The 23,020-nt window shown below is 70.3% G+C and carries 21 protein-coding genes; 13 read left to right on the top strand and 8 right to left on the bottom strand.

All coding sequences use genetic code 11. The features are described 5' to 3' along the window. The first annotated feature begins 130 nt into the window (after positions 1 to 130). From mce to OIC96_RS15000, 5 genes are all read left to right on the top strand, one after another. Positions 131 to 571 carry a methylmalonyl-CoA epimerase gene (gene mce / locus OIC96_RS14980; protein WP_330307356.1) on the top strand — a complete coding sequence of 147 codons (441 nt, stop codon included), beginning with the start codon at positions 131 to 133 and terminating at the stop codon, positions 569 to 571. Between the two features lie 243 nt (positions 572 to 814). Continuing rightward, complete coding sequence (gene scy, locus OIC96_RS14985) at positions 815 to 4,663, top strand: polarized growth protein Scy (RefSeq protein ID WP_330307355.1); 3,849 nt, start codon at positions 815 to 817, stop codon at positions 4,661 to 4,663. 183 nt (positions 4,664 to 4,846) lie between these two features. Then, positions 4,847 to 5,782, top strand: a complete 936-nt coding sequence (locus OIC96_RS14990; protein WP_330307354.1) for a cellulose-binding protein — start codon at positions 4,847 to 4,849, stop codon at positions 5,780 to 5,782. A gap of 159 nt (positions 5,783 to 5,941) precedes the next feature. Continuing rightward, positions 5,942 to 6,925, top strand: a complete 984-nt coding sequence (locus tag OIC96_RS14995) for an ABC transporter ATP-binding protein (protein ID WP_330307353.1) — start codon at positions 5,942 to 5,944, stop codon at positions 6,923 to 6,925. Between the two features lie 2 nt (positions 6,926 to 6,927). After that, complete coding sequence (locus OIC96_RS15000; protein WP_330307352.1) at positions 6,928 to 7,698, top strand: ABC transporter permease; 771 nt, start codon at positions 6,928 to 6,930, stop codon at positions 7,696 to 7,698. 27 nt (positions 7,699 to 7,725) lie between these two features. Here the strand turns inward: OIC96_RS15000 and OIC96_RS15005 are convergent, their stop codons facing one another. Next, positions 7,726 to 8,697 carry a hypothetical protein gene (locus OIC96_RS15005; RefSeq protein ID WP_330307351.1) on the bottom strand — a complete coding sequence of 324 codons (972 nt, stop codon included), beginning with the start codon at positions 8,695 to 8,697 and terminating at the stop codon, positions 7,726 to 7,728. A 118-nt stretch (positions 8,698 to 8,815) separates the two neighbouring features. On the opposite strand from OIC96_RS15005, the gene OIC96_RS15010 reads away from it, so the two are divergent. The 3 genes from OIC96_RS15010 (at position 8,816) to OIC96_RS15020 (ending at position 12,022) form a co-directional block, all read left to right on the top strand. Further along, positions 8,816 to 9,703 (top strand): hypothetical protein, encoded by an 888-nt coding sequence (locus OIC96_RS15010; protein ID WP_330307350.1) that lies wholly within the window; start codon positions 8,816 to 8,818, stop codon positions 9,701 to 9,703. Between the two features lie 202 nt (positions 9,704 to 9,905). Further along, on the top strand, positions 9,906 to 11,174 hold the full coding sequence (locus OIC96_RS15015) for an ABC transporter ATP-binding protein (RefSeq protein ID WP_330307349.1): 1,269 nt from the start codon (positions 9,906 to 9,908) through the stop codon (positions 11,172 to 11,174). Then, positions 11,171 to 12,022 carry an ABC transporter permease gene (locus OIC96_RS15020; RefSeq protein ID WP_330307348.1) on the top strand — a complete coding sequence of 284 codons (852 nt, stop codon included), beginning with the start codon at positions 11,171 to 11,173 and terminating at the stop codon, positions 12,020 to 12,022. The genes OIC96_RS15015 and OIC96_RS15020 overlap by 4 nt, the downstream gene beginning before the upstream one ends. Before the next feature lie 49 nt (positions 12,023 to 12,071). On the opposite strand, the gene OIC96_RS15025 is transcribed toward OIC96_RS15020, so the two are convergent. Continuing rightward, the gene (locus OIC96_RS15025; protein WP_330307347.1) at positions 12,072 to 12,404 is read right to left on the bottom strand and encodes an ATP/GTP-binding protein; all 333 of its coding nucleotides are present in this window, start codon (positions 12,402 to 12,404) and stop codon (positions 12,072 to 12,074) included. A 221-nt stretch (positions 12,405 to 12,625) separates the two neighbouring features. Here OIC96_RS15025 and OIC96_RS15030 point away from each other — a divergent pair, with 221 nt between their 5' ends. Further along, the gene (locus tag OIC96_RS15030) at positions 12,626 to 13,654 is read left to right on the top strand and encodes an LLM class flavin-dependent oxidoreductase (RefSeq protein ID WP_330307346.1); all 1,029 of its coding nucleotides are present in this window, start codon (positions 12,626 to 12,628) and stop codon (positions 13,652 to 13,654) included. A gap of 76 nt (positions 13,655 to 13,730) precedes the next feature. Here the strand turns inward: OIC96_RS15030 and OIC96_RS15035 are convergent, their stop codons facing one another. After that, positions 13,731 to 14,123 carry an SCO5389 family protein gene (locus OIC96_RS15035; protein WP_330307345.1) on the bottom strand — a complete coding sequence of 131 codons (393 nt, stop codon included), beginning with the start codon at positions 14,121 to 14,123 and terminating at the stop codon, positions 13,731 to 13,733. 244 nt (positions 14,124 to 14,367) lie between these two features. Between OIC96_RS15035 and nucS the strand changes: the two genes are divergently transcribed. After that, positions 14,368 to 15,039, top strand: a complete 672-nt coding sequence (gene nucS / locus OIC96_RS15040; protein WP_327431784.1) for an endonuclease NucS — start codon at positions 14,368 to 14,370, stop codon at positions 15,037 to 15,039. Positions 15,040 to 15,106: 67 nt separating this feature from the next. On the opposite strand, the gene OIC96_RS15045 is transcribed toward nucS, so the two are convergent. The 4 genes from OIC96_RS15045 to OIC96_RS15060 all read right to left on the bottom strand — a co-directional run bounded on the left by OIC96_RS15045 (position 15,107) and on the right by OIC96_RS15060 (position 20,027). Continuing rightward, complete coding sequence (locus OIC96_RS15045; protein ID WP_330307344.1) at positions 15,107 to 17,638, bottom strand: ATP-binding protein; 2,532 nt, start codon at positions 17,636 to 17,638, stop codon at positions 15,107 to 15,109. A gap of 269 nt (positions 17,639 to 17,907) precedes the next feature. Further along, the gene (locus OIC96_RS15050) at positions 17,908 to 18,231 is read right to left on the bottom strand and encodes an STAS domain-containing protein (protein ID WP_261707178.1); all 324 of its coding nucleotides are present in this window, start codon (positions 18,229 to 18,231) and stop codon (positions 17,908 to 17,910) included. 182 nt (positions 18,232 to 18,413) lie between these two features. Then, positions 18,414 to 19,262: a 3-hydroxyacyl-CoA dehydrogenase family protein gene (locus OIC96_RS15055; RefSeq protein WP_330307343.1), complete on the bottom strand. Its 849-nt coding sequence runs from the start codon at positions 19,260 to 19,262 to the stop codon at positions 18,414 to 18,416. Between the two features lie 123 nt (positions 19,263 to 19,385). Continuing rightward, positions 19,386 to 20,027, bottom strand: a complete 642-nt coding sequence (locus tag OIC96_RS15060) for a TetR/AcrR family transcriptional regulator (protein WP_330307342.1) — start codon at positions 20,025 to 20,027, stop codon at positions 19,386 to 19,388. 98 nt (positions 20,028 to 20,125) lie between these two features. Here OIC96_RS15060 and OIC96_RS15065 point away from each other — a divergent pair, with 98 nt between their 5' ends. Genes OIC96_RS15065 through OIC96_RS15075 form a run of 3 tightly spaced genes read left to right on the top strand, consistent with a single transcriptional unit; the run spans position 20,126 to position 22,257 of the window. Then, positions 20,126 to 20,908 (top strand): ABC transporter ATP-binding protein, encoded by a 783-nt coding sequence (locus OIC96_RS15065; RefSeq protein ID WP_330307341.1) that lies wholly within the window; start codon positions 20,126 to 20,128, stop codon positions 20,906 to 20,908. Between the two features lie 13 nt (positions 20,909 to 20,921). After that, the gene (locus OIC96_RS15070; protein ID WP_330307340.1) at positions 20,922 to 21,671 is read left to right on the top strand and encodes an ABC transporter permease; all 750 of its coding nucleotides are present in this window, start codon (positions 20,922 to 20,924) and stop codon (positions 21,669 to 21,671) included. Positions 21,672 to 21,684: 13 nt separating this feature from the next. Continuing rightward, positions 21,685 to 22,257 (top strand): cob(I)yrinic acid a,c-diamide adenosyltransferase, encoded by a 573-nt coding sequence (locus OIC96_RS15075; protein ID WP_330307339.1) that lies wholly within the window; start codon positions 21,685 to 21,687, stop codon positions 22,255 to 22,257. Here the strand turns inward: OIC96_RS15075 and OIC96_RS15080 are convergent. Continuing rightward, a complete protein-coding gene (locus OIC96_RS15080; protein ID WP_406502093.1) occupies positions 22,190 to 22,900 on the bottom strand; it encodes a hypothetical protein in 711 nt (236 codons plus the stop codon). The genes OIC96_RS15075 and OIC96_RS15080 overlap by 68 nt on opposite strands. Positions 22,901 to 23,020 lie beyond the last annotated feature (120 nt).

Below are 23,020 nucleotides of genomic sequence, written 5' to 3' on the forward strand. Positions count from 1 at the left end.
ACCGGCTGCACAGCCGAGGAGTGAACGAGGGTTTACTTGAATGTACTGAGCGGTAGGCCACCCGTCATCCGGCGTGGAGTGTGATCGCGCGCACGTTGCGTAACCACCTCCGGAGCGCTGCACTAAAACCATGCTGACGCGAATCGACCACATTGGGATCGCCTGTTTCGACCTCGACAAGACTGTCGAGTTCTACCGTGCGACGTACGGCTTCGAGGTCTTCCACTCCGAGGTCAACGAGGAGCAGGGCGTACGAGAGGCCATGCTCAAGATCAACGAGACGTCCGACGGCGGCGCCTCCTACCTCCAACTGCTCGAACCCACCCGCGAGGACTCCACCGTCGCGAAGTGGCTGGCCAAGAACGGTGAGGGAGTTCACCACATCGCCTTCGGCACGGCGGACGTCGACGCCGACGCCGCCGACATCAAGGACAAGGGCGTACGCGTGCTCTACGACGAGCCCCGGATCGGGTCCATGGGGTCCCGGATCACCTTCCTTCATCCAAAGGATTGCCATGGTGTCCTGACAGAACTGGTCACTTCGGCCACTGTTGAGTCACCTGAGCACTGACCTCCGTATATCTGGGCCGGTAGGGTTGGGGGCGGCCGTCGCCTTTACGCGGGGACGGCCGAGGTCCTGCCGCATTCCAACGAGCAGGACCGAGGGCCGGGGTCCAGGTTTCGGGGGACGAGCGTCGGGGCAGCAGCCCATGCTCCGCCGTTGATCTGACACCATTCCCCGGGGGCCCCGTTCGGCGGATGGACGGAGCTCGTTTGGAGTGACTTGCGACCAGGGGACGGATGGGACCGCGCAGTGCGGGGCTACGAACGCCAGGAGCGAGAGCCGGCGGCTGACGTCGACCACCTCTCTCGGTTCGAGGCCGAGATGGAGCGGCTGAAGACCGAGCGGGAGAAGGCCGTCCAGCACGCCGAGGACCTCGGCTATCAAGTCGAGGTGCTGCGCGCCAAGCTGCATGAGGCGCGGCGCAGTCTGGCGACCCGTCCTGCCTATGACGGCGGCGACATCGGTTACCAGGCCGAGCAGCTGCTGCGTAACGCGCAGATCCAGGCCGACCAGCTGCGCGCGGACGCCGAGCGCGAGCTGAGCCAGGCCCGCGCGCAGACGCAGCGCATCCTTCAGGAGCACGCCGAGCAGGCGGCCCGGCTCCAGGCGGAGCTGCACCAGGAGGCGGTCTCCCGGCGCCAGCAGCTCGACCAGGAGCTGGCGGAGCGCCGCCAGACCGTCGAGTCGCACGTCAACGAGAACGTGGCGTGGGCGGAGCAGCTGCGCGCCCGCAGCGAGTCGCAGGCCCGCCGGCTGCTGGAGGAGTCGCGCGCCGAGGCCGACCAGTCGCTGGCCGCGGCCCGCACGGAGGCCGAGCGGGTCGCCGCCGAGGCCCGTCAGCGGCTCACCGCCGACGCCGAGTCGGCCCGCGCGGAGGCCGAGGCACTGCTGCGCCGCGCCCGCACCGACGCCGAGCGGCTGCTGAACGCCGCGTCCACGCAGGCCCAGGAGGCCACCGACCACGCCGAGCAGCTGCGCAGCTCCACGGCGACCGAGTCGGACACCGCCCGCCGCCAGGCCACCGAGCTGAGCCGGGCCGCCGAGCAGCGCATGACCGAGGCCGAAGGGGCGCTGCGCGAGGCGCGGTCCGCGGCGGACAAGGTCGTCGCGGAGGCGAAGGAGGCCGCGGCCAAGGCCCTGGCGAGCGCGGAGTCGGCGAACGAGCAGCGCACGCGTACGGCGAAGGAGCAGGTCGCCCGGCTGGTCACCGAGGCCAATCAGGAGGCCGAGACCACCAAGGCCGACGCCGAGCAGCTCGTCGCGGACGCCCGCACCAAGGCCGAGAAGATCGTCGCCGAGGCCGAGGAGAACGCCCGCAGCCTCACCGCCGAGGAGACCGCCTCCCAGCTCGCCAAGGCGGCCCGTACCGCCGAGGACGTGCTGAACAAGGCGTCCGAGGAAGCGAAGAGCACCACCAAGGCCGCCACCGAGGAGGCCGAGCGGATCCGCACCGAGGCGGAGGCCGAGGCGGACCGGCTGCGCGCCGAGGCGCACGACATCGCCGAGCAGCTCAAGGGCACGGCGAAGGACGACACCAAGGAGTACCGGGCCAAGACTGTCGAGCTGCAGGAGGAGGCGCGCCGCTTGCGCGGCGAGGCCGAGCAGCTGCGCGCCGACGCGGTCGCGGAGGGCGAGCGCATCCGCGCCGAGGCCCGGCGCGAGGCCGTCCAGCAGATCGAGGAGGCGGCCAAGACCGCCGAGGAGCTGCTCGCCAAGGCGAAGGCCGACGCGGACGAGCTGCGCCAGACCGCCACGACGGACAGCGAGAAGGTCCGCACCGAGGCCATCGAGCGCGCGACGACGCTGCGCCGGCAGGCCGAGGAGACCCTGGAACGCACCCGCGCCGAGGCCGAGCGGCATCGCGCGGAGGCGGTCGAGCAGTCCGAGGCGATCAACGCGGAGGCCGAGCGGGCCGCCGAGCAGCTGCGCGAGGACACCGAGCGCGCCATAGCGGCTCGCCAGGCCGAGGCCGCCGACGAGCTGACCCGTCGGCACACGGAGACCGAGGAGCGCCTCGCCGCCGCCGAGGAGGCACTGACCGACGCGCGTGCGGAGGCCGAGCGCATCCGGCGCGAGGCCGCCGCGGAGGCGGAGCGGCTGCGTTCGGAGGCCGCCGAGCGGATCCGTGCGCTCCAGGCACAGGCCGAGGCCGAGGCCGACCGGCTGCGCAACGAAGCCGCGGCGGACGCCTCCGCGTCCCGGGCCGAGGGCGAGACCATCGCCGTACGGCTGCGTTCGGAGGCGGCGGCGGAGGCCGAGCGGCTGAAGTCGGAGGCCCAGGACAGCGCCGACCGGGTGCGGGCGGAGGCGCAGGCCGCGGCCGAACGCCTGGCGACCGAGGGCGCCGAGACGCTGGCCGCCGCGCAGGAGGAGGCCGTCCGGCGCCGCCGCGAGGCCGAGGAACTTCTCGGCTCCGCACGCCAGGAGGCCGACCAGGAGCGCGAGCGGGCCCGCGAGCAGAGCGAGGAGCTGCTGGCTTCCGCGCGCACCCGTGTCGAGGAGGCCCAGGCCGAGGCCGTACGCGTGGTCGAGGAGGCCGACAGGCGCGCGACCGAGATGGTCTCCAACGCCGAGCAGACCGCGCAGCAGGTGCGCGACTCCGTGGCGGGGCTGCACGAGCAGGCTCAGGAGGAGATCACCGGCCTGCGCAGCGCCGCCGAGCATGTGGCGGACCGTACGCGGACCGAGGCGCAGGAGGAGGCGGACCGGGTCCGCGCCGACGCCTACGCGGAGCGGGAGCGGGCGTCCGAGGACGCGGCGCGCATCCGGCGGGAGGCGGCCGAGGAGACGGACGCCGCCAAGTCGCTGGCGGAGCGCACGGTTTCGGAGGCGATCGCCGAGTCCGAGCGGCTGCGCTCGGACGCCGCCGCGCACGCCCAGCGGGTCCGCACCGACGCGTCGGACGCCATCGCGAACGCCGAGCAGGACGCCTCACGCACCCGTGCGGACGCCCGGGAGGACGCGAACCGGATCCGTTCGGACGCGGCCACGCAGGCGGACACCCTCATCACCGAGGCCTCGTCGGAGGCCGAGCGGCTCGCCCATGACACCGCCACCGAGGCCGAGCGCGTACGGGCCGAATCCGTGGCCAAGGCCGAGCAGCTCATCTCGGACGCGACGGGCGACGCGGAGCGGCTGCGTGCCGAGGCCGCCGAGACGGTCGGTTCCGCGCAGCAGCACGCCGAGCGGATGCGCAGCGAGGCGGAGCGCGTCAAGGCCGAGGCGGCCGCGGAGGCCGAGCGGCTCACGTCGTCGGCGCGCGAGGAGGCCGAGCACACGCTGGACGAGGCGCGCCAGGAGGCCAACAAGCGGCGTTCCGAGGCGGCCGAGCAGGTCGACACGCTCATCTCGGAGACCGCGTCGGAGGCCGACAAGCTGCTCTCCGAGGCGCAGCAGAGCGCGCAGAAGACGACGGCCGAGGCCGAGTCGCAGGCCGACACGATGGTCGGCGCGGCACGCAACGAGGCCGAGCGGGTCGTCTCCGAGGCGACCGTGGAGGGCAACTCCCTGGTGGAGCGGGCCCGTACGGACGCGGACGAGCTGCTGGTCGGCGCGCGCCGGGACGCGACGGCGATCAGGGAACGCGCGGAGGAACTGCGCGACCGCATCACCACGGAGATCGAGGAGCTGCACGAGCGGGCCCGCCGCGAGTCGGCCGAGACGATGAAGAACGCGGGCGACCGGTGCGACGCGCTCATCAAGGCGGCCGAGGACCAGCTCGCCGAGGCCGAGGCGAAGGCGAAGGACCTGATCTCGGAGGCCAGTTCCGAGGCGAGCAAGGTGCGTATCGCCGCCGTCAGGAAGGCCGAGGGTCTCCTCAAGGAGGCCGAGCAGAAGAAGTCCTCGCTGGTCACCGAGGCCGAGCAGATCAGGTCCGAGGCGATCCGCGAAGCGAAGGCGGCCGTCGAGGAGGGCAAGCGGGACCTGGAGGTCCTGGTGCGCCGCCGCGAGGACATCAACGCCGAGATTTCCCGTGTCCAGGACGTCCTGGAGGCGTTGGAGTCCTTTGAGGCCCCGTCCGGAAACAAGGACGGTGGAGTCAAGGCGGGCGCTGCCGTCGGCGCACCACGTTCGAGTGGCAAGTCGTCAGAGGGCTAGCCAGAAGCACCGATTCCATGCTTAGCAGGGACCTTTGGCACAGCTTCTGGCAAGCCCTCCGACAGCTAGCCACCCAAAAGGAGTGTCATTCTCCAGATCAAACACGTATCCGCTCGATGACACACCGCTTTGGCCCCTAGGATTCCCCCTATCACCTCACCGGTCTCATTCGACAGGAACCCCATGAGCGACACTTCCCCCTACGGCTTCGAGCTTGTGCGGCGTGGGTACGACCGCGCTCAGGTGGACGAACGCATTTCGAAGCTCGTCTCCGACCGTGACAGCGCTCTGGCCCGTATCACTGCTCTGGAAAAGCGCATCGAGGAGCTCCACCTCGAAACGCAGAACGCCCAGGCCCAGGTAAGCGACGCAGAGCCGTCGTACGCGGGTCTCGGCGCGCGCGTCGAGAAGATCCTCCGCCTCGCCGAGGAGGAGGCGAAGGACCTGCGCGAGGAGGCCCGTCGCGCTTCCGAGCAGCACCGTGAGCTCGCCGAGTCGGCGGCCCAGCAGGTGCGCAACGACGCAGAATCGTTCGCTGCGGACCGCAAGTCCAAGGCGGAGGACGAGGGCGTCCGGATCGTCGAGAAGGCCAAGAGCGACGCTTCGCAGCTGCGCCAGGATGCGCAGAAGGACGCGCAGTCCAAGCGCGAGGAGGCGGACGCCCTCTTCGAGGAGACCCGCGCCAAGGCCGCGCAGGCCGCCGCCGACTTCGAGACGAACCTCGCCAAGCGCCGCGAGCAGTCGGAGCGCGACCTCGCGTCCCGCCAGGCCAAGGCCGAGAAGCGTCTCGCGGAGATCGAGCACCGCGCGGAGCAGCTCCGCCTGGAGGCCGAGAAGCTGCGCACGGACGCCGAGCGCCGCGCCCGCCAGACGGTCGAGACGGCTCAGCGCCAGGCCGAGGACATCGTGGCCGACGCGAACGCCAAGGCCGACCGCATCCGCTCGGAATCCGAGCGCGAGCTCGCGGCCCTCACCAACCGCCGCGACTCGATCAACGCCCAGCTCACGAACGTCCGCGAGATGCTCGCGACGCTCACGGGCGCCGCGGTGGCCGCCGCCAGCACGCCGGCCGAGGACGAGCCGATCTCGCGTGGGGTTCCGGCGCAGCAGTCCCGGTAGTTCCTGGTAGTTCCTGCTCAAGGCTCCGGCCCGCACCCCCTCCTCGGGGTGCGGGCCGTTGTCGTAGGCACGGGGTGGAGCAGAGGCACACGGCGAACAAGCGGCACCCCCCTCCCCGCTCAAGTAGCGCGGCCCATAGGTCCGACTTAGCGTGGCCGCATGATCGAGCTCTCGGGGCTGACCAAGCGGTACGGCGAGAAGGTGGCGGTCAACAACCTCACCTTCACCGTCAGACCGGGCATCGTCACGGGCTTCCTCGGCCCCAACGGCGCCGGGAAGTCCACGACGATGCGGATGATGCTCGGCCTCGACCGCCCCACCGCGGGCGACGTACAGATCGACGGCAAGCACTACGACCACCTCAGGGACCCGCTGAAGTACATCGGCGCCCTCCTCGACGCCAAGGCCATGCACGGCGGACGCAGCGCCTTCAACCACCTCCTCTGCCTCGCGCAGAGCAACGGCATCCCGAAGGCACGGGTGCACGAGGTCCTGGACACCGTCGGCCTGACCCCGGTCGCCAGGAAGAAGGCCAAGGGCTTCTCGCTCGGTATGGGCCAGCGGCTCGGTATCGCGGGCGCGCTGCTCGGCGACCCGCGGATCCTGATGTTCGACGAGCCGGTCAACGGGCTCGACCCCGAGGGCATCCACTGGATCCGCAACCTGATGAAGTCCCTCGCGGCGCAAGGGCGCACGGTGTTCGTCTCGTCCCACCTCATGAGCGAGATGGCGCTGACCGCCGACCACCTCGTCGTCATCGGCCAGGGCAGGCTCCTCGCCGACACCTCCATGGCCGACTTCATCGAGCAGAACTCGCGCAGTTACGTCCGTATCCGCTCCCCCCAGCGCGAGCGGCTCCTCGACGTGCTGCACGGCGCGGGCATCACGGTCGTCGAGACGGGCAGCGCTCTGCTCGAAGTCGACGGCGGCAAGCCGGAGCACATCGGTGAGCTGGCCGCGCAGCACCAGATCGTGCTGCACGAGCTGAGTCCCCAGCAGGCCTCCCTGGAGGAGGCGTTCATGCAGCTGACCGCGGAGTCGGTGGAGTACCACGCGCACACGGACGCACCGCTTCCGCAGAGCCCGCGTCCGCAGACCGCGCCGCCGGCCCCGCACTGGGGCGACGACTGGAAGAGGGACTGACCATGGCGGCCACCCAGGTCCTCAAGTCCGAGTGGACCAAGATCCGCTCCGTCTCGTCCACTGTGTGGACACTCAGTCTCGCCGCGGTGGTCACCATCGCTCTTGGCATCCTCATCTCGCTGCTGTCCAGGAACGAGTGGGACAAGCTGAGCGCGGGGGACAAACTCTCCTTCGACCCGACGTTCATCAGCTTCGCGGGGATGAGCCTCGGCCAGCTCGCGATGATCGTGTTCGGGGTGCTCGTCGTGGGCAACGAGTACAGCACCGGCATGATCCGCACTTCGCTCGCCGCGGTCCCCCAGCGCGGCACGTTCCTCTTCAGCAAGATCGCGGTCGCGGCCGGCCTCGCCCTCGTCGTCGGCATGATCACCAGCTTCATCGCCTTCTCCCTGGGCCAGGCCATGCTCGGCACGCACAAGGCGTCGATCGGCGACCCCGGTGTGCTGCGCGCGGTGATCGGCGGCGGGCTCTATATGACGCTGATCGCCGTCTTCTCGATGGGCGTCGCGGCGATGCTGCGCAGTCCGATGCTCTCGCTCGGCATCCTGATGCCGTTCTTCTTCCTGATCTCCAACATCCTGGGCGCCGTCTCCGCGACCAAGAAGATCGGCCGCTATCTGCCCGACCAGGCCGGCAGCAAGATCATGCGGGTCGTGACCCCAATCAACGACGACACTCCGTACGGCCCCTGGGGCGGCCTCGCGATCATGGTGCTGTGGGTGGCTCTGGCGCTCCTCGGGGGCTACGCGCTGCTCAAGAGGCGGGACGCCTGAGACCGCTCAGGACAGGCGTGTGACCGCTCAGGAAGCGGGAGGCGCGGAGCCCTCCGGCGAGGCGTCGGGCTGGAGTTCGTCGAACTCCCTCCACCCCTTCCACTTGCTCACATGAACGTCGAGATCCGGTTCCACGGACACGAACTTGCCCAACTCAAGATCCGAATCGTCCAGCTTGAACCAGCGCTCGTCACTGAGCTGCGCTCCGGTCCCCACCGCCTTGGCGGTGAAGCGCACCATGATGCGTACGCCCTGAAGTCCCCGCAGGTCCTTGCCTTGGAGCGAGCCGAGCGGAAGCTCGGGCACCTCGGAGCCGACGGGTATCCACACGGTGAACGGGGCCGCGCGCTCCACGACGGACCACACACGCTCGTCGCACAACCCGCCGTCCTCGCCGAGAATCTTCAGCCGCTGCTTGTACATCACCAGCGTGTCGGCGTGCGGCGACTTCTCCAGGAAGCGCAGATGGGCCTCCGCACGCGCCTCCATCATGACCAGGTTCAGTACGTGGTTGTAGAAGCGTACGGCGATCACCGCTTTGTCACTGCCCTGGTGATCGCGCGCGTAGTTCGGCGAGTCCGACATCGCGGCGAGCGCGATGCTGGCCTTCCTGCGCCAGACGACCGGCCGGACCGTGAACACCTTGATGAGCGCGATTCCCAGAAGGGTCGCCGGGACCAGTGCGCCGGTCAACGACGCGACGGTCGACAGTACTTCCTGCGCGGTGTTCGCGCCCTCGACGGACAGGCTGTCCGTGCCCACGCAGGCGCGCAGCACCTCCAGGGTCACATCCAGCAGCTGACGGGACCACAGGCGCTCCCCCAGGGGCCGGGAGGAGTCCTCCGCCAGCACAAAACCCACCGCGAGCAGCACGGAGAACACCAGAAGAACCGCCAGGGCGAGCAGCAGCAGGGCGGACAGCGTGCGATCCGCTATCCACCAGCGAACAGACTTACGGAATCTGGGATGCGGCCGGTGGCCGCGCCTCGGTAAACGCATCGGTGTCCCCCGCCCAGCCCTGCGGCGCCCGATGACAGGTGTCGCGGGTATACGCCGTTGTGGGAGGCTCGGACTGTCGTCCGCCCGACTCCCGGCCAGCTCACAGAAGGGCTTCTCCATGACCGACCGCAGCATCGAAGCACTCGGTTACACCGACGTCCCGGCGCTGCAGCCGCTGACATACCCGGGCCGCGTCATCGACGAACCTGTCCTGCTCTCCGGCAAGGAACTGCTGGCGCTCGGCGTGCAACCGCGGCGCCTGGGCGCCTGGACCGTGCGGAGCGGCGTCGCGTCCGGGGAAGAGACCCTGGACGCGGCTCTGGAGCGGCTCGGCCAGGCATCGGTCGGCGGCCGCTACCCGGTCGTCTCGGTGGGGTCGAACGCCGCACCGGGCCAGGTGAGCCACAAGTTCGACCGCATCGGAGTCCCCGACGAGATGCCGATGATCCCGGTGCGGGTGCGCGGCATCAAGGTGGGGCTCTCCGCCCACATCAGCCCGGCGGGATACGTCGCCGCCGCGCCGTACATGGACCCCGCGGCCGAAACCTCGCTGGTCGTGACCTGGCTGGACGCAGCCCAGCTGAAGGTCGTGGACGACACGGAGTTCCCTGGATACCGCCGGGCGCTGCTGCCGGGCGACGTGTTCCCGATGACCATGCCGTCCGGGGAACGACTGGGCGCCGCGTACATCTACTTCAGCGCCTACGGAGTCCTGGCCGGCCCGAACGGCTCCCCCCGCGCCGGCGGCGGGGACCAGGCCGCCCTGCTCAGGGAACTGCTCGCCGACTCCACCGCGCTGCGCGAACTGCTCGGCCCGGACCCCGAGACCTGGGTCCGCCGGGCGGGCTCCGACGAGGCGACGCGGCACCGGGGCACTCGTATCTTCCGAGAGGAGGGCTGGCTCACCGAGCAGCCGGAGTTCCTGCCCTACGAGTCCGACGACTCGGAACTGAAGCTGTACGACGACCTTCCTCCGCGGGACGATTCGCTGCCGAACCGGCCCTGAGGGTTCCGTTTCGAGCCCGACCAGGCACGGCGGGTACCTGACAAAGGTGGGTATGCGGGTAAGAGTCCTTACTCGATCTCTCCCCCGTGTGACCTGCGCAGTTTTACTTTCTCTTGAGTGGAACCGTCAGCGCCCCGATATCCTCCTAACCCTTACGGGGGCGTGCGCCCCGACGTCCTGAACCTTTCGATGGGTGCGGAGCATGATCGAGGCAGTCGGCCTGACGAAGCGCTACGGCGCCAAGACGGCCGTGTACAACCTTTCCTTCCAGGTGCGGCCCGGCGCCGTCACCGGCTTCCTCGGGCCCAACGGCTCGGGCAAGTCGACGACGATGCGCATGATCCTCGGCCTGGACAACCCCAGCTCGGGGCAGGTGACGATCGGCGGCTTCCCGTACCGCAAGCTGCCGAACGCGCCCCGCCAGGTCGGCGCGCTCCTCGACGCCAAGGCCGTGCACGGTGGCCGGCATGCCCGCAACCACCTGCTGTGCCTGGCCCAGCTGTCGGGTATCCCGGCCCGCCGGGTGGACGAGGTGCTCGGCGTCGTCGGGCTCCAGGACGTGGCCAGGAAGCGCTCCAAGGGCTTCTCGCTCGGCATGGGCCAGCGGCTCGGCATCGCCGCCGCGCTCCTCGGCGACCCCCAGGTGCTGCTCTTCGACGAGCCGGTCAACGGCCTCGACCCCGAGGGCATCCTCTGGGTGCGCAACCTGATGAAGTCCCTCGCGGCGGAGGGCCGTACGGTCTTCGTCTCCTCGCACCTGATGAGCGAGATGGCGCTGACCGCCGACCATCTGATCGTGATCGGCCGCGGCCAGCTGCTCGCCGACATGACCATCAAGGACTTCATCTCGCACAACTCGGCCGACTTCGCCCGGGTCCGCACCCCGGAGACCGAGCCGCAGCAGCGCGAGAAGCTCACGGCCGCGCTGACCGAGGCGGGCGGCCAGGTGCTGCCCGAGCAGGACGGCGCCCTTCGTGTGATGGGGCTGCCGCTGCCCCGTATCAGCGACCTCGCGCACTCCGCCGATGTACGCCTGTGGGAGCTGTCGCCGCACCAGGCCTCGCTGGAGGAGGCGTACATGCGGATGACGCAGGGCGCCGTCGACTACCGCTCGACCATCGACCAGAAGGCCGGGCTCCAGCAGGAGCTGCCGCCGGGCGCCATGCCGCCCCAGCAGATGCCGGTGGCGGGTCAGGGCCAGCCGGGCTGGTACGCCCCGCCGCCGCCCCAGCAGGGCGGGCAGCCGTTCGCGATGCCGCAGGGACAGCCGGGCCCGTACGGCGCCCCCGCCGCCCCCGGTGCGGGCCAGCCGGGTCTCTACGGCGCTCCGGCCGCCCCCGTGGCTTCCGGTGCCGCGGACGTCAACCCGTACGCCCAGGCCGCGCCCCAGGCCCCCGCACAGCCGCCCGCGGCACCCGCCGCCGCGCCTGCCGCCGCCCCCGACCTGACCAAGCCCGAGGACGCCCGATGAGCACGCCCCAGCCCCCGATGCCGCAGCAGGCCGTCGCTGCCCCCAACTGGCAGGCGGCGCCCGGCACTTCGTACACCTCACCGATCCCGGTCACCCGCACCCACCTCGGTCACGCGCTCAACTCCGAGTGGACGAAGATCAAGTCGGTGCGCTCCACGATGTGGACGCTCGGCACCTTCCTGCTCCTCGTGGTCGGCATCGGCTTCCTGGTCGCCGCGCAGACCACGAACGAGGACTTCACCGACGTCCCGTACACGATCCCGGCCTTCTTCGGGCTGATGCTCGGCCAGATCTGCCTGATCACGCTGGGCGTCCTGGTCGTCTCGTCCGAGTACGGCACGGGCATGATCCGTACGACGTTCACGGCCTCGCCGCAGCGGCACCGGGTGCTCACCGCGAAGCTGATCATCTTCTTCGCGGTGGCGTTCGTCGTGTCGGCGTTCGCGATCGGCTTCGTCGGCCTGATCACCTCGGGGATGCACGGCAGCAGCGGCACCTCGGACGTGCCGTGGGGCGGCACGGTGATCATGGGCTCGCTGTACGTCTCACTGCTCGGCGTCCTCGCGCTCGCGGTGGGCTCGATGCTGCGTCACTCGGCGGGCGCGATCACCACGATGCTCGGTGTGGTGCTGGTGCCCGCGATCATGCCCGCGTTCCTGATGATGTCCGACAGCATGCGCACGATCGGCGAGAAGATGCAGGAGTACAACGCTCCCAACGCCCTCGCCAGGATCTTCCGGCTGGACACCGAGAGCGGCCACGGCGGCGCGCAGCTCGGTCTGCTCGCCGGGGTGACGGCGGCGGCGATCGTCGGCGCGTTCGTGCTGCTGGAGCGCCGGGACGTCTGAGCCCCGCCCTGATTTCTGAAGTCGCCCAGAACCTGGGCGCGTTGACCGCCTAGAACCTGGGCGCGTTACGGGACCGCTGCACCCGCGAGGTGCGGCGGTCCTTCGCGTTCCAGCAGGCCTTGTGCCAGTGGCGCCGCTCGTCGACGCCCGAGTGCTCCGGCCAGGCCACCACGTGCGGGACACCGGAGGGGATCATCTGGTCGCAGCCGGGGCACCGGTAGGTCTTGCCCTCGGCGCTCGCGCCCGCCACATGGCGCACGCTCCACTCCTCGCCCTGCCAGCTCTCGGTCGACTGCCAGCCGCCATAACGGCCGGACCGCTCCTCGTCCGCACTACTGCCGGACGCACCGGCGGCCTTCGGACGGTTGCGACGCGGGGACACGGGACACCTCACGGAGCTATACAGGGAGCAGGGGCCATCTCCAGCCTACGCGGCGCGCACCGGGGTACGCGTACTCCACCAACCCGTACAGATCCCCCACCGGGCGGCCCATTTCGCAGACAATCCGCAAATCTCCCCGCCAGACCGTGACTTCGGCACGTGTCAGACGGTTATGCCCGGTGGGGGAGCTCCTTGTCGGAGCCGAGGAAGCAGGAAGTGCGATGCACGTAGGAAGTTTTGTACTGGCGGCCCAGTTCCCGGGACAGGGCCAGGGGGAGGCCCTGCACCGGGCGGTGCGGTCCGCCGAGGTCGCCGAGGAGGCGGGGCTCGACTCGGTATGGCTGGGCGAGCACCACTTCGTGCCGTACGGCACCTGCCCGTCGGCCATCACCCTCGCCGCGTTCCTGCTCGGCCGCACCAGCCGGATCCGGGTCGGCACAGCGGTCAGCGTGCTGCCCACCGTCCACCCCGTGGCACTCGGCGAGCAGGCCGCGCTGCTGCATCTGACGTCCGGTGGACGGTTCTCGCTGGGCGTCGGACGCGGCGGCCCCTGGGTCGACCTGGAGGTCTTCGGTTCAGGACTGGAGGCGTACGAGAAGGGGTTCCCGGAGTCACTCGACCTCCTGGTGCGCTGGCTGCGCGAGCCGTCGGTGCGGGGCACCTCGGAGCGGTTCAGCTTCCGTGAAGTCCCCGTCGTCCCCCGGCCGTCGGAGGCGCTGAGCGGCGGTCCGGGGCCCGAGGTCGTCGTCGCCTGCACCTCACCGGCGAGCGTGCGGCTCGCGGCCGAGCGCGGGCTGCCGATGCTCCTGGGGATGCATGTCGGGGACGAGGAGAAGGCCGAAATGGTCGCGCTGTGGCGGCAGTACGCGCGCGCGGCCCGGCGCCCGGCGGACGAGATCTTCGCGGCGGCCCATGTGTCCGCCGGCGTCTGCCAGATCGCGGACCGTCGCACCGACGCCGTCGAGGCGCTCCTCAAGGCGATGCCGGGCTGGCTGAAGCAGGGGCTGGACGCCCATGTGACGGTCGACGGCCGCACCCGCTCCATGCGGGACCCCCTGGCGTACACCGAACTGCTCTGCGGGCTGCACCCGGTGGGCACCCCCCGGCTGTGCGCCGACCGGCTCGCGGCGACCTCGGAGCGGACCGGCATCTCACGCTTCGCCCTGCTCGTCGAGGGCTCGGGAGACCTGGCGGCGACGGAGGAGAACGTACGACGTCTCGGCGCCGAGGTGCTGCCGCACCTCAGGTGACCGCGCGGGGAGCTTGCCGCTCCAGTACAAATGCACCTCCCGCGTACGGAGCGGCAAGCAGTGCTGCGTCACCGCGTCAGCAGTCCCGGAACTCCGGCGACTGGTTCAGCAGCTGACTGCGGACCGAGGTGAAGCGTGCCAGCGTGTCGTCCACTGAGGCGTCCAGCGGGAACACTGCCACCCGGTGGCAGTTCTGGAAGGCCAGCCGCACTCCGAAGTGCCGCTGCAGTGCGCCGCGTATCGCGTCACTCGCCAGCGCACGCAGCAGCTGGCCACGTGCCTGCTCGTCCGGCGGAGGCGTCTGGTTGTCGGCGAAGTTGCCGCCGTCCACCTTCAGCTGGGCCACCAGGGAGCTGATCATCTCCCACGCGTAGGGCAGGGAGGTCCGGACGCAGTCGACGAATTCAGCGTCGTCGACCTCGCCTCGCTCGGCCTGTTCAAGTAGGGCCGGTGAGACGTCGAGCGACATGGGTTCTCCTCTCGCACCCCCAGACCTCGGGGGTTGCCGGACAGGGATAGGGAACTCGCGATATCGAACACGCTGAGTACACGCATCGCGACCTCCCGTTTATACGGTAAGCAACGGACGGTGACGGCACCAGGAGAATGCGCACATAGCGAACTCCCAGTAGGCACACAATCAGCCACGACCGAACAGGCTTCTTCCAGGGCGAATCGCGTGCACCACCGCCCGTCGAGTAGCGTTGCCGACCATGCGTCTCGTCATTGCCCGCTGTTCCGTGGACTACGCGGGCCGGCTCACCGCCCATCTCCCGTCGGCCCCCCGCCTCATCCTCGTGAAGGCGGACGGCAGCGTCTCGATCCACGCGGACGACCGGGCCTACAAGCCCCTCAACTGGATGTCGCCGCCCTGCACGCTGAAGGAGGGTTCCGGCGACGACGAAGGCACCTGGACCGTCATCAACAAAGCGGGCGAGAAGCTCATCATCACGATGGAGGAGATCCTCCACGACTCCTCGCACGAACTCGGCGTGGACCCCGGCCTGATCAAGGACGGCGTGGAAGCACACCTTCAAGAGCTCCTGGCCGACCGCATCGAGACGCTCGGCGAGGGCTACTCGCTCATCCGCCGCGAGTACATGACGGCCATCGGCCCGGTCGACATCCTGTGCCGGGACGCCGACGGCCAGACCGTCGCCGTGGAGATCAAGCGGCGCGGTGAGATCGACGGCGTGGAGCAACTCACGCGCTATCTGGAGCTGTTGAACCGCGACCCGCACCTCGCGCCGGTCCGCGGCATCTTCGCCGCCCAGGAGATCAAGCCGCAGGCCCGCGTCCTCGCCACCGACCGCGGCATCGGCTGCGCGGTCCTGGACTACAACGCGATGCGCGGCATCGAGGACGACAAGCTGCGGTTGTTCTGACCGCGGGGACGACTACAGCGAGAGGGCCGGGTCCACGTCGTGGACCCGGCCCTCTCGCTTCGTACGGTCAGATCACCGCGCCGCCCGGCGATGTGGCGGCGCTGCTGCCCGCCGGCACGCTGCTCTCGGGGGCGCTGGCCGACGAACTCACCGGGGCGCTGCTCGACGCGGGTCCGCTGGCGGTGTCCGACGTCGACGGGGTTGTCGACGGGGTGGGCGTAGGCGTTTCGGATGGCGTCTCGGACGGGGTGGCCGACGGAGTCTGACTCGGCGTCTTCGACGGAGTCTGCGAGGGTGTCTTGGACGGCGTCTTGGACGGGGTCTTGGACGGCGACTTCGACGGCGTACTCGACGTATGCGTGCCGCTCGGGTCGTCGGACGGCGTACCGCTGCCCGTGTCCGTCGGGGTCGGATCGTCCGACGTCCCGTACGTACCGTCGGGACCAGGATCCGTGGGCGTCGCCACGGTACCCGTGTCGGAGTCGCCGCCCTTCTTGGCCTTGTCCGCGCCGAGGCTGTCGTCGTCGCTGCCCTGGCTGGCCGAGGGATTGACGCCGACCTTCTCGGACGGGGTGTCGTTGCTGTGGTCCGAGGTCGCGCCGAGCGTCACCACGGTGCCCAGCACGGCGACGAGGAGCGCGCCGGCGCCCGCGGCCACCAGGTTGCGCCGGGTGCCGCTGACCAGCCGGCCCGCGACGCCGGCCCGCTTGGGCGCGGGGCCACCGGGCTCGGACCGGTGGGTGACCAACGTGGTGGGTTCGCCGGGCGGTTCGGCCATCACGAACGCGGCCGGTACGCCACCGGGGGGCGACGCCGACTCCTCGTGCCGCGCGTCGGGCACCTCCTCCCCCGCCGCCGTGCGCCCGCCGGCCAGGGTGGCTCCGGAGCGGTCGGCGACCAGCGCGAGGGCGCGGCGGCCCGCGACGGTGCCGCGCTTGTCGGCGAGGGCGCCGCGCAGCCCGATGGAGGCCTCCAGCTCGGCGCGGGCCCGGTCCAGCTGGCCGCCGCAGAGCGCGAGGATGCCCAACTCGTGGTGGAAGTAGGCCTGTTCGGAGACCTCGCCGGAGAGCCGGGAGGCCTCGGCGCCGGAGCGCAGGGTGCGTTCCCAGGCGCTCCAGTCCAGACCCGCGGCGAACGCGGGCGCGGCCGTGCGGGCCAGCTGTACGGCGACGCTCTCGTCCTGCTCGTCGAGCGGGGCCGTGGTGAGCGGCACCAGGACGGTGAGCGCGGCGAGCAGCGCGTCGGCCTCGGCGCAGACCCGCTCCGGGGTGACCGAGGGGTGCCCGGCCCACCAGGTGTAGTGCCGGGCCGCGGCGAGCGCCTGCTCCTCAAGGCCGTCCGCGTATCCGGCGGCCTCCAGCTGGGCCTGCACGCCGGCGGCGAGCCGGTAGCGGGAACCGACCGGGGAGACCAGCGCGCAGCTCGCCAGTTCGGCGAGGGCGGCGTCGGCGTGGGTGTCGCCCACGAGCGCGGGCAGGTGCGCCTGGTGCGGCACCTCGCCGCCGAGGGCGACCGCGAAGCGCAGGGTGGCGCGGGCCGAGTCGCTCAGCCGGGAGGCGAGCAGCGCGGCGGGCGCGGCGCCTTCGGCGAGCGACGGCAGCGGTACGTCGTGATCGTCGCCGTCCTCGGCGTCGAAGGGCGCGTCGACGGGGATGTTCTGGAAGACGCCGAACTCGTCGACGGCGTTCTCGCTGGCCCGCAGCTGGTCGCGCTGCCGCAGCAGCGCTCCCGCCTGCATGAAGCGCAGGGGCAGGCCCTCGGACTCGAACCAGAGGTCGCCGGCCCAGTTCGACTCGTCCTCGGTGAGGACGCGGCCGACGGCCCGCTCCAGGAGTTCGAGGCCGCCGCTGCGGTCGAGTCCGCCGAGGAACACCTCTTCGAGGAGGGAGTCGGCGGACGGCGCGGCGACGTCGGGCGTCGTGCTGATGAGGAAGGCGCACTCGGGGGTGGCGTCGAGCAGCTCGTCGAGCGCGCTGCCGCCGAACTCCACGTCGTCGAGGACGACGACCGCGCCGATCTCGTGGACGAGCTGGAGCAGTTCGTCCCGTTCCGGGCGGTGCAGGGGCGCGCTGTAGACGGCGGCGAAGAGCTCGTACAGCAGGTCGCTCGCCGTGCGCCGGTAGCCGGAGAGGCGTACGACGCCGTCGGGGGCGAGGTCCGCGCAGTCGTCGGCGACGGCGTCGAGGAGGCTGGTGCGACCCGATCCCGAAGGTCCGGTGAGCCGTACCGAGCGCCCGCGCGCGAGGAGGCGCACGAGCCTCTCACGCTCCTCCTGGCGCTCCAGGAGCGGCAGCCGGGGCTGCGCGGGTCCCGGCGGGACGGGCGGCTGGGCCGTGCGGGCCAGCTCGGTGCGTTCGGCTGCGCTGAACTTCGCCGGGCGCTGCGGCCGCTCGTGCGGCGGGCAGTTCTCTATTTCGCTACCGTCGACGGGGTTGACCGTCAGCAGGAAGTCGCCCGAGACGAGCTGGACCGTGCGGGCGAGCGCCGGTGTGTGCTGGCCCAGGTCGGTCGTGAGCGGATCGCGAGGCGGGCGCGAGCGAGGCGCCTGGCCGTCGTCGTCATGGCCGTAATCTTCGGGTCCCCGGGTGTTCGGGTCCATGTTCCAAGCCCCCCAAAAGCGTCGTGTGCCGAGCCCCTCCCGGCCTTGCTGCACACCGCGCTGTCGCTTCTGGTCCGGTGCCCGCTCGTAGGGTTTCGGTCGGCGGGCAGCCGAACCCTAAACCTTCGCACAGTATCTACGAACAGGCGGGGTACCGCGCCGTCCGAGACGTCACAGCTTCGTGAGGATTGTGCGCGTGGTGCGTTTCGTACGCCGGTCAGGACGCGTGTACGAGGCCTCACTCCCGGGGCGGTGCAGGCCCCCGGGTCTCACACCCTGGGCAGGGATTCCACTCCGATGCCGCCCTCGATCGCCAGGATCCGGTGCAGCCGGGTGGCGACCAGCAGGCGTTGCATCTGCGGTGGTACGCCGCGCAGCACGAGCCGTCGGCCGCACCGCCCGGCCCGTCGGTGGGCCCCCATGATGACACCGAGCCCGGTGGCGTCCCAAGAGTCCAGTTCGGACAGGTCGAGCACCAGGTCGCCGGCTCCGTCGTCGACGGCCGAGTGCAGGACCGTACGGGCGTCCGCCGCGCTGCGTACGTCGAGGCGGCCCCCGACGACCAGCTCGGCGTGGTCGCCCCTGATGTACATATGCGCTCCCCGAGAGTGCGTCTCGTACTCCGCGTCTGTCTGTTCGCGTTCTGTCTGTCGTTCTGTGTTGTGCACCGTCTGACTGCCGAAAGGGCGCAGAGGTTGCCGTCTGTAAGCGAACCGATACCGAATTCACCTCATGGAGTGATGCCCCAGAGGCGCGTGCGGTTTCGGTGGGTGATTCAGTGCTTGTAGAAGCCCTGCCCGCTCTTGCGCCCGATGTCACCGGCGTCAACCATCCGGCGCATCAGCTCCGGCGGCGCGAACTTCTCGTCCTGGGTCTCGGTGTAGATGTTGCTCGCGGCGTGCAGCAGGATGTCGACGCCCGTCAGGTCGGCCGTGGCCAGGGGGCCCATGGCGTGACCGAAGCCCAGCTTGCAGGCGAGGTCGATGTCCTCGGCGGTGGCCACGCCCGACTCGTACAGCTTGGTGGCCTCGACGACGAGCGCGGAGATGAGACGGGTGGTCACGAAGCCCGCCACATCCCGGTTGACGACGATGCAGGTCTTGCCGACGGACTCGGCGAACTCCCGCGCGGTGGCGAGCGTTTCGTCGCTCGTCTTGTAGCCGCGGACCAGCTCGACGAGCTGCATCATCGGCACCGGCGAGAAGAAGTGCACGCCGACGACCCGCTCCGGGTGTTCGGTGGCCGCCGCGATCTTGGTGATCGGGATGGCGGAGGTGTTGGAGGCGAGCACAGCGTCCGCGCGGACGATCTTGTCGAGCGCCCGGAAGATCTCGTGCTTGACCTCGAGCTTCTCGAAGACGGCCTCGACGACGATGTCGGCGTCGGCGACCGCGTCCAGGTCGGTGGTGGCGGTGATGCGCGCGAGCGCCTCGTCGGCGTCCGCGGCTTCCAGCCTGCCCTTGCTCACGAACTTGTCGTACGAGGCCTTGATGCCGTCGACGCCACGGGTCAGCGCCTCGTCGGTGACATCGCGCAGGACGACGTCCCAGCCCGCCTGCGCGGAGACCTGGGCGATACCGGACCCCATGAGTCCGGCCCCGATGACGGCGAGCTTCCGTGCCACTCCGACTCCCCTTACACGCTGTTTAGTACACCTCTTCGGCGGACCATAGCGTTCGTGAGGGGCTGTGTGACCGGTAAGTAATGCGCGTCACGTCTCACAGGACGGACATCACACCGGCGCGGGTCATTCCACCGCCCGTACGGCGTAGTTGAGGACCTTCTGGCTCAACAGCTCCTCCATGTCGTCGAGGAGAACAAGCACTTCGCGTGATACTTCGTCCGGATTTCGTCCGGTCATCATCTCCCGGCCGATGACGGACATCACGGTCTGGTGCACCCAGTTGATCTGACCGGCGATCAGCCCGGGCAACGGGTCGTCGTCGGGCGCGCCGGTCTCCTCGCGCAGGGCCACGTCCAGGTTGTCGAGGATCTCCTGGCCGATCGCCCACAGCCGCGAGCGGAGCGCGGGAGCGTCGTGGATGACCTTCATGAAGCGGGCATAACCGTCCATCAGGCCGAGCCGGGGCGAGACCGCCTCGACCTCCTCGCGCAGTTCGCGCAGCACGGCGGCGGCGGCCGACTCGCCCTTCTCCCGGCCGCGCACCCAGCGGGCGAGCCGTTCGACGATTCCCTGGGAGCGGTCGAGGAAGAGGTCCTCCTTCGTCGGGAAGTAGTTGTAGACGGTGTTCACGGAGACGTTCGCGGCGTCCGCGACCTCCGCGACCGTCACCGCGTCGAAGCCCCGCTCCAGGAACAGCCCGGTGGCGACATCCGAGATGTACTGCCGGGTCTGCCGCTTCTTCCGCTCCCTGAGTCCCTCAGCCATGCCCGCATCGTAGCTTTCGGTGCACCTCCTGAAATTTTGGAGCCACAGAAATCTTGGTGTCATTGCAAAATTTCATCGCCTCTGTTTTTCTGTACGGCATGGCAATCATCAGTACGGCCGGTCTGGCCCGTACCTTCCAGACGAAGCGCGGCCCGGTGGAGGCGGTGCGCGGTATCGACCTCACCGTGCGGCCGGGCGAGATCCTCGGCTTCCTCGGCCCGAACGGCGCGGGCAAGACGACCACCCTCCGGATGCTCACGACTCTGCTGCCGCCCACCGGCGGCGCGGCCACCGTCGCGGGCCACGACCTCGCCACCGACCCGGCCGGCGTGCGCCGCGCCTGCGGCTATGTCGCCCAGTCGGGCGGCGTCGACCCACACGTGAGCGTGCGGGAGGAGCTGGTCACCCAGGGGCGGCTGTATCGCCTGACGAAGACGCAGGCGGTGGAGCGGGCCGGGGAGCTGGCGCGCGAACTCGACCTCACCGAGGAGTTGGACCGCAGGACCTCGGCACTCTCCGGCGGCCGGCGCCGCCGTCTCGACATCGCGATGGGCCTCACCCATCGGCCACAGGTGCTGTTCCTCGACGAGCCGACGACGGGCCTGGACCCCGGCAGCCGCGCCGACCTGTGGGACCTGGTCCGCCGCCTGCGCGACGACCACGGCACCACGGTCTTCCTGACCACCCACTACCTCGACGAGGCGGACGCGCTCGCCGACCGGCTGGTGATCGTCGACAAGGGCGTGGTCGTCGCCGAGGGCACGCCGAGCGCGCTGAAACTGGCGCACGGCGGCTCGATCGACGCCACGCTCCAGGACACGTTCCTCGCCATCACCGGCCGCGGCCCGACGCCGGCGGACGCCACCCCCGTAGCCGTATAGGACGTACGACGACATGCTTCTGCACGACACCGCCCTGATCTTCGGGCGCTACGCCCGCCAGACCCTGCGCTCCAAGTTCCAGCTCCTCTTCGGCGTCCTGATGCCGCTCCTCTACCTCCTCTTCTTCGGCCCGCTGCTGACCGGCCTCCCGCTCGGCTCGCGGGGCAGCTCCTGGCAGATCCTGGTCCCTGGGCTGCTGCTCCAACTCGGGCTGTTCGGAGCCGCGTTCGCCGGCTTCGCAATCATCATCGAGAAGAACCAGGGGATCGTGGAGCGGATGCGGGTCACCCCCGTGAGCCGCCTCGCCCTGCTGCTGGGGCGGGTGCTGCGCGACGCCGCCATCTTCGTCTTCCAGGCGGTACTGCTGGTGCTGGCGGCGGTGGCGGTGGGGCTGCGCGCCCCCCTCGCCGGCATCCTGATCGGCTTCGCCTTCGTCGCCCTGCTGACGCTCTCCCTCGCCTCCCTCTCGTACGCCCTGGCCATGAAGGTCCGTACGCCGCAGGAATTCGGCCCCGCCATCAACGCGCTGACCATGCCGTCCATGCTGCTGTCCGGCCTGATGCTGCCGATGACCCTGGCCCCCGGCTGGCTGAACGCCCTCTCCCACGTCATGCCGCTGCGCTATCTGGTGGACGCGATCCGGGACGCGTACGTCGGCGACTACGCGACCGCCGCCATGCTGTACGGCGTCCTCGTCGCCCTCGGCTTCGCCGCGCTCGCCGTGACGGTGGGCACACGGGTCTTCCGGAAGGCCGGAGCGTAACTACGCTGAGGTCATGGTCAATCTGACGCGCATCTACACCAGGACCGGCGACCAGGGCACCACCGCCCTCGGCGACATGAGCCGAGTCGCCAAGACCGACCTGCGGATCTCGGCGTACGCCGACGCCAATGAGGCGAACGCGGTGATCGGCACGGCGATCGCGCTCGGCGGCCTGGACGAGGAGGTCGTCAAGGTCCTCACCCGCGTCCAGAACGACCTGTTCGACGTCGGTGCCGACCTGTCGACGCCGGTGGTCGAGAACCCGCAGTTCCCGCCCCTGCGGGTGGAACAGTTCTACATCGACAAGCTGGAGGCGGACTGCGACCACTTCAACGAACGCCTGGAGAAGCTGCGGTCCTTCATCCTTCCGGGCGGCACCCCCGGCGCGGCGCTGCTGCACCAGGCGTGCACGGTCGTACGGCGGGCGGAGCGTTCGACGTGGGCCGCGTTGGAGGTTCACGGCGAGGTCATGAACCCGCTCACCGCGACCTATCTCAACCGGCTGTCGGACCTACTGTTCATCCTTGCCCGGACGGCGAACGGTGAGGTCGGGGACGTGCTGTGGGTGCCGGGGGGCGAGCGCTAGCCGGCCGGCAGGCCGACGGATTCCCAGGCGGCGAGGACGGCTCGGTGCTCCTCGCCGCCTTCGCCGTAAGGGGCGACGGCTTCGTGAGCGTCCGGGCCCGCTCGGTGCCCGCCGTCGGCCCCTTCTTCGGCCAGATCAGATAGGTCAGCGCGATCAACCCGTGGATCACGGCCGCCCGCAGCGCCACCCACTGGAAGGCCCGCAGGGACTCCGTGTTGCCGTCGCCGACGTACCAGATCGCGGCCTGGAGGAGAGCACAGGCGACCGCGGCCGCCAGGACCGTACGGAGCCAGATCTTCCCTTCGTGCCCCGCCCGCGCCATCCCGTAGCGGGGCGGCTTCGGCGGGGGCGGGGCGCCCGCGAGGCGGTGGGCGGCGTGGCCGTCGAGCCGGCGGATCGTGTAGTGGCCGTACGCGACCGTGAAGCCGATGTAGAGCGCGGCGAGGCCGTGTTCCCAGCTCGGCTCGGCGCCGTTCTTCAGGTCGATCGCCGTCACCACGAAGAGCACCACTTCCAGCAGGGGCTCGCACAGCAGCAGGGCCACGCTGGTGCGGCGCCGCTTCAGCAGGTAGCGGACGGCGAGGCCGGCGGCCAGCATTACCCAGAAGCCGACCTCGCAGGCGATGATCAGTGCGACGATCATGGTTCGCTCCTCTCGGTCACCTTTCCAGGCTCATGTGCGCACGGGCGCGATGCGTCGTCGGCGGTGACGAAGCGGGACTGCATCCTTCGATGTAGTCGCGGACCGTTCCAGGGGAGAAGG

Source organism: Streptomyces sp. NBC_00775 (assembly GCF_036347135.1).
Taxonomy (GTDB): Bacteria; Actinomycetota; Actinomycetes; order Streptomycetales; family Streptomycetaceae; genus Streptomyces; species Streptomyces lutosisoli.

Coding starts and splice junctions, on each gene's coding strand:
- mce (WP_330307356.1), top strand. CDS start 131: ATGCTGACGCGAATCGACCACATTGGGATCGCCTGTTTCGACCTCGAC.
- OIC96_RS14990 (WP_330307354.1), top strand. CDS start 4,847: ATGAGCGACACTTCCCCCTACGGCTTCGAGCTTGTGCGGCGTGGGTAC.
- OIC96_RS14995 (WP_330307353.1), top strand. CDS start 5,942: ATGATCGAGCTCTCGGGGCTGACCAAGCGGTACGGCGAGAAGGTGGCG.
- OIC96_RS15000 (WP_330307352.1), top strand. CDS start 6,928: ATGGCGGCCACCCAGGTCCTCAAGTCCGAGTGGACCAAGATCCGCTCC.
- OIC96_RS15005 (WP_330307351.1), bottom strand. CDS start 8,697: ATGCGTTTACCGAGGCGCGGCCACCGGCCGCATCCCAGATTCCGTAAG.
- OIC96_RS15010 (WP_330307350.1), top strand. CDS start 8,816: ATGACCGACCGCAGCATCGAAGCACTCGGTTACACCGACGTCCCGGCG.
- OIC96_RS15015 (WP_330307349.1), top strand. CDS start 9,906: ATGATCGAGGCAGTCGGCCTGACGAAGCGCTACGGCGCCAAGACGGCC.
- OIC96_RS15020 (WP_330307348.1), top strand. CDS start 11,171: ATGAGCACGCCCCAGCCCCCGATGCCGCAGCAGGCCGTCGCTGCCCCC.
- OIC96_RS15030 (WP_330307346.1), top strand. CDS start 12,626: ATGCACGTAGGAAGTTTTGTACTGGCGGCCCAGTTCCCGGGACAGGGC.
- OIC96_RS15035 (WP_330307345.1), bottom strand. CDS start 14,123: ATGTCGCTCGACGTCTCACCGGCCCTACTTGAACAGGCCGAGCGAGGC.
- nucS (WP_327431784.1), top strand. CDS start 14,368: ATGCGTCTCGTCATTGCCCGCTGTTCCGTGGACTACGCGGGCCGGCTC.
- OIC96_RS15045 (WP_330307344.1), bottom strand. CDS start 17,638: ATGGACCCGAACACCCGGGGACCCGAAGATTACGGCCATGACGACGAC.
- OIC96_RS15050 (WP_261707178.1), bottom strand. CDS start 18,231: ATGTACATCAGGGGCGACCACGCCGAGCTGGTCGTCGGGGGCCGCCTC.
- OIC96_RS15060 (WP_330307342.1), bottom strand. CDS start 20,027: ATGGCTGAGGGACTCAGGGAGCGGAAGAAGCGGCAGACCCGGCAGTAC.
- OIC96_RS15065 (WP_330307341.1), top strand. CDS start 20,126: ATGGCAATCATCAGTACGGCCGGTCTGGCCCGTACCTTCCAGACGAAG.
- OIC96_RS15070 (WP_330307340.1), top strand. CDS start 20,922: ATGCTTCTGCACGACACCGCCCTGATCTTCGGGCGCTACGCCCGCCAG.
- OIC96_RS15075 (WP_330307339.1), top strand. CDS start 21,685: ATGGTCAATCTGACGCGCATCTACACCAGGACCGGCGACCAGGGCACC.
- OIC96_RS15080 (WP_406502093.1), bottom strand. CDS start 22,900: ATGATCGTCGCACTGATCATCGCCTGCGAGGTCGGCTTCTGGGTAATG.